The organism is Priestia sp. SB1 (genome assembly GCF_038898415.1).
The window spans coordinates 264,411-278,745 of the sequence record NZ_JBBJSS010000003.1 but is presented as its reverse complement, the minus strand read 5'-3'; the positions used below and the strand labels follow the sequence as shown (position 1 = coordinate 278,745).

Genomic DNA, 14,335 nt, shown 5'->3' with positions numbered 1-14,335 from the left:
AAAGAAACGAGAGGGGATTTTTATGGATGCATCGCTTTTGTTAGAATATGGATGGGTATTGCTGGTGCTGGTTGCATTAGAAGGAATTTTGGCGGCGGATAATGCTCTTGTAATGGCCATTATGGTCAAACATTTACCGGAAGAAAAACGCAAGAAGGCATTGTTTTACGGATTAGCCGGTGCCTTTATTTTTAGATTCGGTTCATTGTTTTTGATTTCATTTTTGGTAGATGTATGGCAGCTTCAAGCAATAGGAGCCATTTACTTATTGTTCATTTCCATTAATCATATTGTGAAGCGATATGTGAAAAAAGGTGATCATGAAAAAGTAAAAGAAGCGGACGGAAAAAAGGGCTCAGGTTTCTGGATGACGGTCTTGAAAGTAGAAGTAGCGGACATTGCTTTTGCGGTTGATTCAATTTTGGCTGCTGTGGCTCTTGCCGTTACGTTGCCAACAACCAATCTTCCTAAAATTGGCGGACTCGATGGCGGACAATTCTTGGTGATCTTTGCCGGAGGAATTATGGGACTAATCATTATGCGTTTTGCTGCAACTTGGTTCGTCAAGCTATTAAATACGCGCCCGGGGCTAGAAACGGCGGCTTTTGCTATCGTAGGCTGGGTAGGGGTTAAGCTAGCAGTTTACACTCTTGCTCATCCGGAGTTAGGTATTATTAATGAACACTTCCCTGAATCAAAAGTATGGAAAATTACGTTTTGGGTTGTGTTACTTGGTATAGCAGCTTCAGGCTGGTTTTTATCTAAAAACAAAGAACAAACTGATCTTGAACGTTCAGAGAAAGAAAAAGACTCATTAAAGAAAATTGAAAATCAATAATACAAAAAAACGCGCTTTTAATGCGCGTTTTTTTGTATTAAGATAAAATACCTAGTTTAAATTGTTTTGGGAAAGGGTAAAAGAACTAACTGATGTTTAATTACTGTATATCCGAATGTTTTGCTTTTTCGTTCATATTCTGTAAAGAACAGAATCAACGTTGGATAATTCAGTTCAATGAAGTTTATTTCAGTTCATAAACATATATTTCAAATGTATGTTAATTGGTAAAATTGAGCTATTATGGGTTATAATAAAGAGAATTAAAAGGAGCAGAGCGCTTCTTTACCCTGTTCGTCATCAAAAGAATGGATATTAACATGGTATAAAGCAACTGAGTATAGTAAAAGAGGTGAAGCCAATGCTCACAAAAGTTCAAACGCCTCCATCGCTTGAAACGCTTGTACTGACGATTCAGCAAGGGGATAAACAATTACATAACGAAATGATTCAACAATATAAACCGTTTATTGCTAAAGTTGTTTCAGCTGTATGTAAACGTTATATAAGTGAAGCTGACGATGAATTTAGCATTGGTCTGATTGCGTTTAATGAAGCCATTGAAAATTACACAATCCAAAAAGGTCGATCCCTTCTTGCATTTGCGGAACTGATTATTAAAAGAAGAGTCATCGACTATATTCGAAAAGAAAAGCGAAACCAAACGCTGCTCTATAGCCGAATTGAAAATGAAGGTTTTATGCAAGGTAAGGTAGAAAGGGATATATCGCTTTCTAACTATAAAAGGCAAAGTGAAACTTCATATATTCAAGAGGAAATGACTTATTTTTGTCAGACGCTGGAACTGTTTAAATTAACTCTTGAAGATATTATTAACACGTCTCCTAAACATAAGGATGCAAGGGGAAATGCAGTGGAAGTTGCATCTTTTATCGTCAATGAAAAAGAATTAAGAGATAAGCTGTTTTTAAAGCGGCAGCTTCCCATTCGCTTGATTGAAAAGCACGTCAAAGTGAGCCGGAAAACAATTGAAAGAAACCGCAAATATATCATCGCGATGGTTATTATATTAGCGGGGGACTACGTGTATTTGAAAGATTATATTATGTAAGAAAAAGGCACACGCAGGTGCCTTTTTTAGCCATGTTATGAAGTTATGTTTTATTTTTGTGTGCTGCCGCTTAAGTGAGCTTGAGCTTGTTGCACCAAGCGTTTTGTGATTTCTCCGCCTACTGAACCGTTGCTGCGTGCAGCAGTGTCAGAACCTAGAGTTACCCCGAATTCTTGAGCGATTTCGTATTTATATTGATCTAAAAATTGTTCTACGCCTGGTGTTAATAGTTTATTTGTTCTAGCCATGATTAGTCATCTCCTTTTTTAGTTGTACAGCAGTTCACTGCTGTACCTGTATTATTTGCTGTTTACTATTTTGCATACTGGTAATGGTTTGCAAGAAAGTATAAAAAAGCCCAGCTTTCAAAGAAGCTGGGCTTTTTTATATATTATTTTACAACTGCATATTGCTCCAGAGACTGAGCAAATGATTTTTGAAGAGATTTTACTTGCTCTACGTATGCATCAGATACGTGTTGGAACTCTTGACGCGTTTTCTTTTGCTCTTCTACTAATTGTGTTACTACTTGATGATATTGTTCTTGAGCTTGCTTTACTAAAGAATAGCTTGATTTGCTTTGGTTAAGAGAAAGCTCTTGTAATTTATTTAATGCTTCATGCGTGCGGTTTGTCCATTCTTCATAAGAATCGGCAACAGCGTTACCAGCTGTTTTACGTAAGTTTTCAACTGTTTTTTGTTGAAGATCTTCTAATTCAGCTTTCCACTGTTTGTCTGTTGCTTGAAGTTGTTCAACTGCTTTTGTTACAAATTCTTGCTGTTGCTCAAGTGCTTTTAACGTCCATTGCTCAATTTGTTTGTTTCCGTCTGCAATGTTTTGTAACCCCTTTGTCCATTGTTCCCACATTGCATCAATTACTGTATCATACTTTACTGTTGACATAATCAAATTCCTCCTTGAATAATTTGGTCTGGCGAACAGTTATCGTAATGAACAAAACGTTAAAGAAGAAATTCGTAGTTGTGTAATAAACCTAACATTCCGCGCTCGCTGGTTGACCGTGAAATTTATTTAACATTATATTAGGAAACGCAGATGTACTGCGTGAATCCCTTTAATCGTTTTCTTCCTCTTTTGATTCTTTTGACTTTTTAGAAGAAGAAGAGCTAAAAGGGAACAACATGTCGGTATACATGTGAAAAAATGAATCTAACATGTTTTGATACTGTTCAAGTGAATTAGCCCACATGCTTAAATATTGTTCACCGGCATCTGTTAATGAGTAAATCCGGCGTGCAGGTCCTTCAGCTGACGTATCCCATTGCGATGTAATCAAGTTGTCTTTTTCAAGCTGTCTCAGCGTGCGGTAGACATTTCCTTGATCAACTGATGTGAATCCAAAGCTCATTAGTTGCTGAATGAGCTTGTAACCATGTAGATTCCAACCTCTTAAACTTAAAAGAAGAAAAGGAACCATCAAGTTTTTTGGTGCACCGCTAATCGATTTTTCTAAGTTGTTTGAATTAGAGGTGTTATCTTTTTCACTTGATCCCAAGGTAATCACCCCTTCGAAAAAAGAGAATTTGTTTTCTATATGTGTAATTTACACCTAGATGAAAAAATTGTCAACACTTTAAAACAGGTCTTTCAAATACAGGAAAAAAGAACGATTTTTTGAATTTCGACAAAAAGCGTCAAAAAAATTCAAAAATAAACAAAGATTTAGAATTGTTTATTTTGGAAAACGAATTTATAATAGTACATGTAGGTAATTTTTATAACATTTATAATTTGTTGGTAAGTGAATTGTGAAAAGATTTACATTATCCAATAAATAAACGCAAAATTGGTTGCGTTTACTTAGAGCTTCTAATATGTCGCTTGTCACATTAAGTGTCCATATTGAAAGCCATCACTTTTAACGTACACAAGAAAGGAGATGGAGTTTTGGAACAGCAAAAAGTATTTGATCCGTTTCAAGCATGGAAAGACGTATATGACAAAACCGAATCTTACTGGGGTAAAGTTATTGGGGACAATATGAATCGTGAAGAATTTTCCCAGCTCATGGGAAATGTGCTAAATATGAACCTTCAATATCAACAAGCAGTAAATGAAGTAACGGGGCGCTATCTGCACCAAGTAAATGTACCCACAAAAGAAGATGTAGCAAACGTTGCGTCATTAGTCATCAATGTGGAAGAAAAAGTAGAATTATTAGAAGAGCAATTTGATGATCGTTTTGATGAATTAGAAGCACAGCAAGAAAGTGCATCCGCTTTGAAAAAAGATGTAACTAAGCTGAAATCTGATGTCAAATCATTAGACAAAAAACTCGACAAAGTTTTATCTCTTCTTGAAGGGCAGCAAAAAACACAAGACGAGTTAAAAGAAACGATTCAACAACAAATTAAAACTCAAGGTGAGCAGCTTCAGGCTCAGCTGTTAGAAAAACAAGAAAAATTAGCTGAAAAGCCAAAGGCAGAAGCTAAAGCTGAAGCAAAACCATCAAACGCTCAAAAAACTGAGCAGCCGGCTCGCAAGTAGGGCATAGGGGATTTTAAAACAACATTAACTGCTGTATTTACAGTAAAAATCATCGCTGAAGAAGCAAGGGGGAAATTTTTCATGACAACATTACAAGGTAAAGTAGCAATCGTAACAGGCGGATCTAAAGGTATCGGGGCAGCAATTACACGTGAGCTTGCTTCTAATGGAGTAAAAGTAGCAGTAAACTATAACAGCAGTAAAGAATCTGCAGAAGCAATTGTAAAAGAAATTAAAGACAACGGCGGAGAAGCTATTGCGGTTCAAGCTGACGTGTCTTATGTAGATCAAGCAAAACACCTAATTGAAGAAACAAAAGTTGCGTTTGGTCAATTGGACATTCTAGTAAACAATGCTGGAATTACGCGCGACCGTTCATTCAAGAAGTTAGGTGAAGAAGATTGGAAAAAAGTAATTGATGTAAACTTACATAGCGTATACAACACAACATCAGCTGCGCTAACGCATCTTTTAGAATCTGAAGGCGGTCGTGTTATCAATATTTCATCAATTATTGGTCAAGCGGGCGGATTTGGTCAAACAAACTACTCAGCTGCTAAAGCAGGTATGCTAGGATTCACTAAATCATTAGCTCTTGAACTTGCTAAGTCAGGCGTAACAGTTAATGCAATTTGCCCAGGATTTATTGAAACGGAAATGGTAATGGCAATGCCGGAAGAAGTTCGTGCAAAAGTTGTTGCGAAAATTCCAACTCGTCGCTTAGGCCACGCTGAAGAAATTGCACGCGGAGTTGTTTACTTAGCAAAAGACGGCGCGTACATTACAGGACAACAGTTAAACATTAACGGCGGCTTATACATGTAATAGATGCTGGCCCTGACTTTTGTCGGGGCTGTGCTTGTTAACTAACTACTAATGAAATGAAAGGGTGTGTATATTCGTGGCAATTCCTTACGTGCAAGAGTGGGAAAAACTAATCAAATCAATGCCAAGTGAATATAAAAGTTCTGCAAGACGTTTTAAGCGTGCATATGAAATTATGACAACAGAAGCGGAACCGGAAGTTGGATTAACACCAAAAGAGGTTATTTGGAAAAAGAACAAAGCGAAATTATATCGCTATACGCCAGTAAAAGATAACCTTCACAAAACACCAATTTTACTCGTATATGCACTGATCAATAAACCGTATATTTTGGATTTAACACCTGGAAACAGCCTTGTTGAATACTTATTAAACCGCGGTTTTGACGTGTATTTACTTGACTGGGGAACTCCTGGACTTGAAGACAGCAATATGAAGCTAGATGATTATATTGTGGATTATATTCCAAAAGCGGCGAAAAAGGTGCTGCGCACTTCTAAATCTCCTGATTTGTCTGTTCTTGGTTACTGCATGGGCGGAACTATGACATCTATTTTTGCTGCATTAAATGAAGACTTGCCGATTAAAAACTTAATTTTTATGACAAGTCCATTTGATTTCTCGGATACAGGTTTATACGGAGCATTCCTAGACGACCGCTACTTTAATTTAGATAAAGCAGTAGATACATTCGGAAACATCCCTCCAGAGATGATTGACTTTGGAAACAAGATGTTAAAGCCAATCACGAATTTCTACGGTCCATATGTAACGCTGGTGGATCGTTCAGAAAATCAGCGTTTTGTTGAAAGCTGGAAGCTCATGCAAAAGTGGGTTGCTGACGGAATCCCATTTGCTGGTGAAGCTTATCGTCAGTGGATTCGCGACTTCTATCAACAAAACAAATTAATCAATGGTGAACTTGAAGTTCGCGGCCGAAAAGTAGATTTGAAAAATATTAAAGCTAATATTTTAAACATTGCTGCTAGCCGTGATCATATTGCGATGCCGCATCAAGTGGCAGCTTTAATGGACGCTGTTTCAAGTGAAGATAAAGAGTACAAATTGCTGCAAACAGGTCACGTATCTGTTGTATTTGGTCCAAAAGCAGTGAAGGAAACATATCCTTCAATCGGCGATTGGCTAGAAAAGCGCTCTAAATAAAATAAAGACGAGGCTGGGACAAAAGTATTTCAGCCGAAGTGGAAAACGAACCATTGATATCAGTGGTTCGTTTTTTTGTTATGGTGAACGCAGGATTCAAGTATGTGGTTGCTTCTAGCTGGCGATTGGAGGGCAAGGCGAAGACTCCTGCGGGGAAAGCGGAACAGGTGAGACCCCGCAGGAGCGTGAGCGACGAGGAGGCTCAGCGGTCGCCCGCGGAAAGCGAAGTCTTGCACGGAAATCAACAGCGGTGTCTCAAGTGTCCATACGAGCTCATGTATCCCATTTATTTGTCTTTAGATTAGATTAATTTAATTATGTCTCGACCTCGTTTTTTTGTATAAACAGACAATATTGAGTGAAGGTTCTTTATGCGGCTGCTTGGATTTATGATATCTAATGACAAGTGAGGTGACTTCTTTTATACTAATGTAGTCACCTTCTTGAACATGGGATTTTTTACATGGATATTGTGATTCGTGTAACAATGAGTATGCTTTGGGAAGAAAGAAGAAAACTATTAGTATTATAACAAAAAAAGGAATGTCAGATTATGCCGCAACCATGGAAACGACGAGTAAGGCAGATGTCTTCAGCTCAAATTATTGTTACATTTTACATAGTGGCTGTTACGCTTGGATTTCTATTGCTTAGTATTCCAGAAGCTTTAAAGCCGGGAGTGAAGTTAGCATTTATTGATCGCTTATTTATTGCCGTTAGTGCGGTAAGTGTAACAGGGCTGACACCTGTTTCTACTCCGGATACATTTAGTACGACGGGCTATTTTTTGCTCGCTTTTATCTTTCAAATCGGTGGTATTGGCGTGATGACACTCAGTACATTCATTTGGATGATTTTAGGTAAAAAAATTGGTTTGAAGGAACGTCAGCTCATTATGACAGATCATAACCAATCCCGTTTATCAGGATTAGTTGACTTGATGAGAAACATTTTATTTATTATTTTTGCTATTGAACTAGTTGGCGCCATTATTTTAGGATTACATTTTCTCCGTTACTATTCGAGCTGGACAGATGCGTTTCTGCATGGTTTCTTTGCTTCTGTCAGCGCTACAACAAATGCCGGCTTCGATATTACAGGATCTTCATTTATTCCGTATGCCCATGATTATTTTGTACAAGTGGTAACTGTTATTTTAATTACGCTTGGAGCGATTGGATTCCCTGTGTTAATTGAGATTAAGCACTATTTTTTAACATTTAAAGATAAGCGTAAATTTCAATTTTCTCTATTTACGAAGCTAACGACCATTATGTTTTTTCTGCTGTTAGCAGGGGGAACAATTTTAATTCTTGTGCTAGAGCATTCAGGGTTTTTAGCAGATAAGTCTTGGGATGAATCGTTCTTTTATGCGTTTTTCCAATCCGCTGCTACAAGGAGCGGAGGAGTGGCGACCATGAATATTAATGAGTTTTCACTTCCTACGTTAATTATGATGAGCGCGATGATGTTTATCGGTGCTTCACCGAGCTCAGTAGGAGGAGGAATTCGTACAACGACGTTTGCATTAAATATTCTTTTCCTGTTTTATTACGTAAGAGGAAATAAGACGATTAAAATCTTTCGCCGCGAAATTCATGAAGATGACATTATCAAATCAGTAGCCGTGTCGATGTTAGCCGTGATCATTTGCTCGATTTCTCTTCTTATTTTAAGTATTACAGAACATTTTTCTCTCATTGAGCTTATTTTTGAAGTGTGTTCAGCTTTTGGGACAACCGGTTTATCAATGGGCATTACAGGAGGGCTTTCTGATATCGGAAAATGCGTTATTATGGTTTTAATGTTCATTGGCCGAATTGGCATGTTTTCATTTATCTTAATGCTTCGCCGTCCAACGTCTGGACCGGATTATCACTATCCGAAAGAACGTATCATTATTGGATAAAAGAGGCTGGGACAAAAATATGTTAGTTGAAGGAAGATCTGAACGAGTTTGTTTCTTGATTAAGAATCCAACTCGTTCGGGTTTTTTTATTATGATGGTGAACGTAGGTTTCATGTAGCTGCTTCTAGCTGTTGATGGGAGGGCGAAGCTTATCGACCGCCTGCGGAAAGCGAAGCCTTGCACGGAAATCAACAGCGGTCTCACAAGCGGTTCAAGGCATTTATCCTAGTTGTTCGTATTTAGAGTAAAGTAATTTTGTTATGTTTCAACCGCTTTTTTACAGCTTTTTCTGCTTATATTGCTTAGCAAAAGGCGCATTCTAAGAAAAGGAAGTTCAATGGACTTCCAAGCATAGGAGGGATACATGATGGCAAAGCGTAAAGTAGGATACAAATCAGCACTAACTAACAACAATACACCAAAAGAGAGCCTTTCAGATGCAGAATTTGCTGCTGAATATGCTGGCGGCGAGGAGCCGGCTAAAGGCGCGAATCGCAATTCTAAAAAAGGAAAGCAAGGTAAGTAACGATGAGCAAACATAAACAAAATAATAAGCACATCGCGAGCACCGAAGCAAAACAAAAACAATTACTCCAAGAAGAGTTTGGAACGGAAATGGGCGATCCGAACGCAGCTAAAATATATGAATCCCTTGGAAAGACAAAGTCTGATAAAGAGCATGAAAAGAAAAAAGAATGCTAAAAAAAACCTCGGATATCCGAGGTTTTAGCTTACAACTGGAAGACCAAATGCTTCTACAGGTGCTGAATAAAGTTTTGTATCATTTGCTTTTTGATCATAATAAGCAAGAAGAACAGATGGTTGTTCATTGATGTGTCCCGTTTGTTTATAATACATATAATCAAATGGAAGAATCTCTAAAACAGTGTGCTTGTATAATTCTTTTTCAACAAGCTGTTCAGCTTCAAAAGCCTGTCCCATGATAGAAGGATTAGCAAGCATTTGCTGATAGTAATGAGAACGGACTTGTTTTTCTACTTTATCGTCCCACCAAGGCTTACGAGGTTTATGCTTTTGGTTTTGTAAATAATCAATTTTCATAAACCCTTCAATCACGTCTTCATTTGAAAAACTTTCTGTTTGAATATACTGGTTAAGGCGTCTGAATAAATCTTCAAGCTGATGACCAATTCGAACCCAGCCCATTTCATCCCAATACGTCCCAAAGTTTTGGAAGAAATCAAAAGGCGTATCATAGCAGTGTTCTACTAAAAATTCGATTGTTTCATCCATTCGGTGGTCATTCCAAAACTTTTCTAAAATATCTTCTACATGCTTGATGCGTACGACATCTGAAAATGGCAAGACGTTATTGCTTAAAATTTCATAAGGCGACTGATCCATGTATTGATAATTATAGCGAGGCGCACTTAAACGTAAGCCAGTGCCGCGAAGCATTTTTAAAAAGCCTAGCTGAAGCTCTTCAGGACGAAGTGCAAATACATCATTAAACGTATTTTTAAATGAGTTGTAATCTTCGTCTGGCAGACCCGCGATTAAATCCAAATGCTGATCAATCTTTCCACCTTCTTTTACCATTGTTACGGTGCGCGTTAATTTCTTGAAGTTTTGTTTGCGTTTGACTAGTTCATTAACGGCATCGTTGGTAGATTGAACGCCAATTTCAAAGCGGAATAATCCTTTTGGCGCGTTATCGTTTAAGAACTGAATAACTTCTGGGCGCATAATATCGGCAGTAATTTCAAACTGAAATACGGTACCTTCACGATGTTCATCAATTAAAAATTGGAACATTTCCATGGCGTAGCTGCGGCTGATGTTGAACGTGCGGTCTACGAACTTAATTGTGCGCGCTCCGTTATCCATCAAATAGCGAATATCTTCCTTTACTTTTTCTCGGTCGAAATAACGAACGCCTACTTCAATAGAAGAGAGACAGAACTGACAGCTAAATGGACAGCCGCGGCTTGTTTCAATATACACAACGCGTTTTGAAAGTTCTTGGCGGTCTTCTTCAAAACGGAAAGGAGAAGGCATTTCGCGCAGATCAATTTTATTGCGCTGTGGGTTAACAACTGGTTTTCCTTCTTTTCGGAAAGCCACGCCGCTTACGTTTTCAAACTGACGCTCGCCGTGAAGTTCATCTAACAGCTGCTTAAATGTTTCTTCACCTTCACCAATAGCGATAAAGTCAGCTTCAGGAATACGCTCTAGCCAGTGAGTTACATCATAGGTTACTTCTGGTCCACCGAATATAATGATGAGCTCGGGATTGATCTTTTTAAGCATTTGTGCGACTTTAATCGTTTCTTCAATATTCCAAATGTAACAGCTGAAACCAATAATATCTGGGTTGCGTTTATATAAATCTGTGACAATGTTCATAGCAGGATCTTTAATCGTATATTCGGCCATATCCACTTTATAGTCAGGCTCGGCATAGGCTTTTAAACATCGAAGGGCTAAAGAAGTATGAATATACTTCGCATTCAATGTACTGACAACAATGTTCATTCAAAAAGCTCCTTTTAACTCGTAATATGAAATCAATTTACTATTTTAGCACATTTGAGAAATAAAGTATAAATACCTTTGCACTTTTGTTGTGGCGGGGAAAAGATTTCGGTAAAATGTAACAGAAACGTAAAAGAAGAAAGAGTCTCGGTTAATATGAACCTTGGTGAACGAAAAAAATGAGGTGGAAAACGTGGAATATAAGCGAATTAAGCCAAAAAAAATATACGAAGAAGTAGCCGAAACGCTTCTTGAGAATATAAAAGAAGGCAGCTTGAAGCCTGGAGACCGTTTGGATTCAGTGCAGCAGCTGGCGGAAAACTTTCAGGTAGGACGCTCAGCTATTCGTGAAGCTCTTAGCGCTTTGCGAGCGATGGGGCTTCTGGAGATGAAGCAAGGGGAAGGCACATTTGTACGCGAATTTAACTCAGACATGCTGTCTTTGCCTGTAACTAGCGCTGTATTAATGAATAAAAACGATATTGAGCATTTGCTTGAAGTGAGAAAAGTATTGGAAATTGGAGCTGTTCGAGCGGCAGCTCAAAAGAGAACGGATGCGGACCTTAAACAGCTGTCTAATAGTCTGGAACAAATGAAAGGAGCGTTTGGCAATGAAGAACTGGGAGAGAAAGCAGATTTTGCTTTTCATTTAGCCATTGCCAAAGCCTCACAAAACCCTCTTTTAGTGAAGCTTATGAATAACGTATCAGAAATGATGATTGAAACGATGAAAGAGACAAGACGCATCTGGCTTTATGCAGAAGAGAAAACGGCTGAACGGATTTATAAAGAGCATCAGCAAATTTATGAAGCTATTCTTTCTCAGCATGCAGAAGATGCTCAGTATTTTATGATGAGTCACCTTGATAATGTTGAACATGTACTAATGAAATACATACCGGAAGAAAAATAACGCCATTTCAGGCAGAAAAGTGCGCTCTAAACAACAGAAAAACTAAAATTCAAGCACCTTCCGATAATTTATGCTTGCTCTATTGTGAAAAGATTTACATAATAGAAACTAGGATTGTCAAATGGAGGGTTACAAAGTATGAAAAAGCAATATAGAGATGATAGTCTAGCTTTGCATACAGATCTATACGAGCTGAATATGGCGCATACGTATTTTCAAGACCAGATTCATAAACGTCGTTCTGTATTTGAAGCTTACTTTCGTCGGATGCCGTTTGAAAGCGGTTATGCGGTGTTTGCCGGGCTAGAAAGAGTAATTGATTTTATTGCTAATTTCAGATTTAGCGAAACGGACTTAGATTATTTATATGAAGAATTACATTATGAAGCGGAGTTTATCGACTATCTAAAACAGGTTCGATTTAGCGGTAATATTCGTTCGGTCGTAGAAGGCGAAATGATTTTTGCTAATGAACCGATGCTGCAAATTGACGCTCCTTTAGCAGAAGCGCAGCTTATTGAAACGCCGCTTTTAAATATTTTAAATTTCCATCCGCTGATTGCCACAAAAGCATCGCGTATTCGCTTAGCCGCGGGAGAAGATAATTTATATGAACATACGGGTACAAATCAGCTTATGGAATTTGGTTCAAGAAGAGCACATGAGCTGGATGCTGCTTTTTACGGGGCAAGAGCTGCTTATATTGGAGGCTTTGACGCAACCAGTAATGTAAGAGCGGGAAAAGTTTTTGGAATTCCTGTGTCCGGCACTCACGCCCACGCGCTTGTTCAAGTCTATCGTGATGAATATAGTGCGTTTAAAAAATATGCCGAATCACACCGTAACTGTATCTTTTTAGTAGATACATATAATACGTTAAAATCAGGTATTCCAAATGCTATTAAAGTAGCAAAAGAAATGGGAGAACGAATTAATTTTATCGGTATTCGATTAGACAGCGGAAGACTTCCATATCTTTCTCAAGAGGCAAGAAAAATGCTTGATGAAGCGGGCTATCATGATGTGAAAATTTTCGCTTCGAATGACCTTGATGAGTACAGCATTCTAGATTTGAAAGCGCAAGGTGCCAAAATTGATGGATGGGGAGTTGGAACAAAGCTCATGACGTCCTTTGATCAGCCGGCGCTAGGAGCGGTGTACAAGCTGGTTTCGATTGAAGATGATCATGGAAACATGGTGGATACGATTAAGCTGTCAGAAAACCCGGAGAAAATTTCAACTCCTGGTCTAAAAGAAGTATATCGAATTGTAAATCAAGTGAATCACAAATGGGAAGGCGATTATATTACGATGCAAGACGAAGTGCCGAATGAAGAGCAGCATTTAAAAATGTTTCATCCTATTCATACGCACGTCAGCAAGTTTGTCACGAACTTTAACGCACGTAAAATTCACCAGCCAATCTTTGCACAGGGAAAGCTTGTGTATGAGCAGCCTACCATTGAAGAAATGAGAGCCTACTGCTTACAAAACTTAAAGCATCTATGGGATGACTACAAAGTTATTACAAAATCGAACGAAGATGTATTTCGTCCTACAGAGTACCCAGTAGACTTAAGTACAAACTGCTGGGATAACAAAATGCAAAATATCGAAGAGACTAGAAGCAAGTTACTATCTGATACCGTACTTGTGTAGATTCCGTCAGCTAGTAATGAGAGGAGAGTTTTTTTATGAAAGAGCTACAAGGGCAAATTATTGAAGAAATGCATGTGCAAAAAGAAATTAATCCCGCGGAAGAAATTCGCCGCAGCGTTGATTTTCTGAAATCCTACATGAACAAATATCCTTTTTTACGTTCGTTTGTACTAGGTATTTCCGGCGGCCAAGATTCTACGTTAACTGGAAAGCTGGCGCAGCTAGCGGTTAATGAGTTGAATGAAGAAGCCGAAGAAGAGCGCTATCAGTTTATTGCTGTTCGTCTTCCATACGGTGTGCAGGCAGATGAAGCAGACTGTCAAGATGCACTTGCTTTTATTCAACCAACAAAATCTATTTCTATTAATGTAAAACCAGCAGTAGATGCGATGCTTTCTGCTGTTGAAGAAGCGGCAGATGATAAAGTTTCCGACTTCAACAAAGGAAATGTAAAAGCACGTGAACGAATGATTGCGCAATATACGGTAGCAGGCATGTACAGTGGAGTCGTACTTGGAACGGATCACTCCGCTGAAGCTGTTACAGGATTTTATACAAAATTTGGTGACGGAGGAGCTGACTTAGTGCCTATCTTCCGTCTAAACAAGCGACAAGGGAAACAAATGCTAAAAGAATTAGGCTGTCCCGAGCATCTATATATGAAAAAACCAACGGCTGATTTGGAAGAAGATCGTCCACAGCTTCCAGATGAAGAAGCGCTTGGCGTAACGTATGAGCAAATCGACGATTATTTAGAAGGCAAAGATGTAGGTGAACATGCAAGTAACGTCATTGAAGGTCACTTCTTAAAAACGCAGCATAAACGCCAATTGCCAATCACAGTGTTTGATGATTTTTGGAAATAAATAAGTAAGAAGCTGAGACAAACGTAGTTTAGTTGAAGGAAGATCCGAACGGTTTTGATTCTTGATGGAGAATCAAATTCGTT

General features: G+C 38.4%; 15 protein-coding genes. 11 read left to right on the top strand and 4 right to left on the bottom strand.

Features of this window, described 5'->3' with window-relative positions:
• The first annotated feature begins 22 nt into the window (after positions 1-22).
• Entirely contained in the window at positions 23-838 is an 816-nt protein-coding gene (locus WKH56_RS12040) for a TerC family protein (RefSeq protein ID WP_048020317.1), read from the top strand.
• Between the two features lie 361 nt (positions 839-1,199).
• Complete coding sequence (sigI, locus tag WKH56_RS12035) at positions 1,200-1,910, top strand: RNA polymerase sigma factor SigI (RefSeq protein WP_048020318.1); 711 nt, start codon at positions 1,200-1,202, stop codon at positions 1,908-1,910.
• 50 nt (positions 1,911-1,960) lie between these two features.
• On the opposite strand, the gene WKH56_RS12030 is transcribed toward sigI, so the two are convergent.
• The 3 genes from WKH56_RS12030 to phaQ form a co-directional block, all read right to left on the bottom strand.
• On the bottom strand, positions 1,961-2,158 hold the full coding sequence (locus WKH56_RS12030) for an alpha/beta-type small acid-soluble spore protein (RefSeq protein ID WP_013055933.1): 198 nt from the start codon (positions 2,156-2,158) through the stop codon (positions 1,961-1,963).
• Between the two features lie 143 nt (positions 2,159-2,301).
• Positions 2,302-2,814, bottom strand: coding sequence for a polyhydroxyalkanoic acid inclusion protein PhaP (gene phaP, locus WKH56_RS12025; protein ID WP_014461097.1), 513 nt, complete (start codon positions 2,812-2,814; stop codon positions 2,302-2,304).
• A gap of 172 nt (positions 2,815-2,986) precedes the next feature.
• Positions 2,987-3,427, bottom strand: a complete 441-nt coding sequence (gene phaQ / locus WKH56_RS12020; protein ID WP_013055935.1) for a poly-beta-hydroxybutyrate-responsive repressor — start codon at positions 3,425-3,427, stop codon at positions 2,987-2,989.
• Positions 3,428-3,819: 392 nt separating this feature from the next.
• Here phaQ and phaR point away from each other — a divergent pair, with 392 nt between their 5' ends.
• From phaR to WKH56_RS11990, 6 genes are all read left to right on the top strand, one after another.
• Positions 3,820-4,419 carry a polyhydroxyalkanoic acid synthase subunit PhaR gene (gene phaR / locus WKH56_RS12015; protein ID WP_028414183.1) on the top strand — a complete coding sequence of 200 codons (600 nt, stop codon included), beginning with the start codon at positions 3,820-3,822 and terminating at the stop codon, positions 4,417-4,419.
• An 81-nt stretch (positions 4,420-4,500) separates the two neighbouring features.
• Positions 4,501-5,244, top strand: coding sequence for an acetoacetyl-CoA reductase (gene phbB, locus WKH56_RS12010; protein WP_168760451.1), 744 nt, complete (start codon positions 4,501-4,503; stop codon positions 5,242-5,244).
• Positions 5,245-5,320: 76 nt separating this feature from the next.
• Positions 5,321-6,409 carry a class III poly(R)-hydroxyalkanoic acid synthase subunit PhaC gene (locus WKH56_RS12005; protein ID WP_013055939.1) on the top strand — a complete coding sequence of 363 codons (1,089 nt, stop codon included), beginning with the start codon at positions 5,321-5,323 and terminating at the stop codon, positions 6,407-6,409.
• A 553-nt stretch (positions 6,410-6,962) separates the two neighbouring features.
• On the top strand, positions 6,963-8,318 hold the full coding sequence (locus tag WKH56_RS12000) for a TrkH family potassium uptake protein (RefSeq protein ID WP_048020320.1): 1,356 nt from the start codon (positions 6,963-6,965) through the stop codon (positions 8,316-8,318).
• Between the two features lie 367 nt (positions 8,319-8,685).
• A complete protein-coding gene (locus WKH56_RS11995) occupies positions 8,686-8,844 on the top strand; it encodes a hypothetical protein (RefSeq protein ID WP_025749458.1) in 159 nt (52 codons plus the stop codon).
• 2 nt (positions 8,845-8,846) lie between these two features.
• A complete protein-coding gene (locus WKH56_RS11990) occupies positions 8,847-9,020 on the top strand; it encodes a thiamine pyrophosphate-dependent enzyme (protein ID WP_014461091.1) in 174 nt (57 codons plus the stop codon).
• A 24-nt stretch (positions 9,021-9,044) separates the two neighbouring features.
• Here WKH56_RS11990 and WKH56_RS11985 read toward each other — a convergent pair whose 3' ends face one another.
• Positions 9,045-10,814, bottom strand: coding sequence for a B12-binding domain-containing radical SAM protein (locus WKH56_RS11985; RefSeq protein ID WP_048020322.1), 1,770 nt, complete (start codon positions 10,812-10,814; stop codon positions 9,045-9,047).
• Between the two features lie 193 nt (positions 10,815-11,007).
• Between WKH56_RS11985 and WKH56_RS11980 the strand changes: the two genes are divergently transcribed.
• The 3 genes from WKH56_RS11980 (at position 11,008) to nadE (ending at position 14,252) form a co-directional block, all read left to right on the top strand.
• A complete protein-coding gene (locus WKH56_RS11980) occupies positions 11,008-11,727 on the top strand; it encodes a FadR/GntR family transcriptional regulator (protein WP_048020324.1) in 720 nt (239 codons plus the stop codon).
• A gap of 138 nt (positions 11,728-11,865) precedes the next feature.
• The gene (locus tag WKH56_RS11975; protein WP_033578365.1) at positions 11,866-13,386 is read left to right on the top strand and encodes a nicotinate phosphoribosyltransferase; all 1,521 of its coding nucleotides are present in this window, start codon (positions 11,866-11,868) and stop codon (positions 13,384-13,386) included.
• A 35-nt stretch (positions 13,387-13,421) separates the two neighbouring features.
• Positions 13,422-14,252, top strand: coding sequence for an ammonia-dependent NAD(+) synthetase (gene nadE / locus WKH56_RS11970; RefSeq protein ID WP_243495625.1), 831 nt, complete (start codon positions 13,422-13,424; stop codon positions 14,250-14,252).
• Positions 14,253-14,335: the final 83 nt, after the last annotated feature.

Bases quoted from the DNA above. Each gene is read 5' to 3' on its own strand.
- WKH56_RS11990 (WP_014461091.1), top strand. From the start codon at position 8,847: ATGAGCAAACATAAACAAAATAATAAGCACATCGCGAGCACCGAAGCA.
- WKH56_RS11975 (WP_033578365.1), top strand. From the start codon at position 11,866: ATGAAAAAGCAATATAGAGATGATAGTCTAGCTTTGCATACAGATCTA.
- phbB (WP_168760451.1), top strand. From the start codon at position 4,501: ATGACAACATTACAAGGTAAAGTAGCAATCGTAACAGGCGGATCTAAA.
- phaP (WP_014461097.1), bottom strand. From the start codon at position 2,814: ATGTCAACAGTAAAGTATGATACAGTAATTGATGCAATGTGGGAACAA.
- WKH56_RS11995 (WP_025749458.1), top strand. From the start codon at position 8,686: ATGGCAAAGCGTAAAGTAGGATACAAATCAGCACTAACTAACAACAAT.
- WKH56_RS11985 (WP_048020322.1), bottom strand. From the start codon at position 10,814: ATGAACATTGTTGTCAGTACATTGAATGCGAAGTATATTCATACTTCT.
- WKH56_RS12000 (WP_048020320.1), top strand. From the start codon at position 6,963: ATGCCGCAACCATGGAAACGACGAGTAAGGCAGATGTCTTCAGCTCAA.
- WKH56_RS12040 (WP_048020317.1), top strand. From the start codon at position 23: ATGGATGCATCGCTTTTGTTAGAATATGGATGGGTATTGCTGGTGCTG.
- sigI (WP_048020318.1), top strand. From the start codon at position 1,200: ATGCTCACAAAAGTTCAAACGCCTCCATCGCTTGAAACGCTTGTACTG.
- nadE (WP_243495625.1), top strand. From the start codon at position 13,422: ATGAAAGAGCTACAAGGGCAAATTATTGAAGAAATGCATGTGCAAAAA.
- WKH56_RS12030 (WP_013055933.1), bottom strand. From the start codon at position 2,158: ATGGCTAGAACAAATAAACTATTAACACCAGGCGTAGAACAATTTTTA.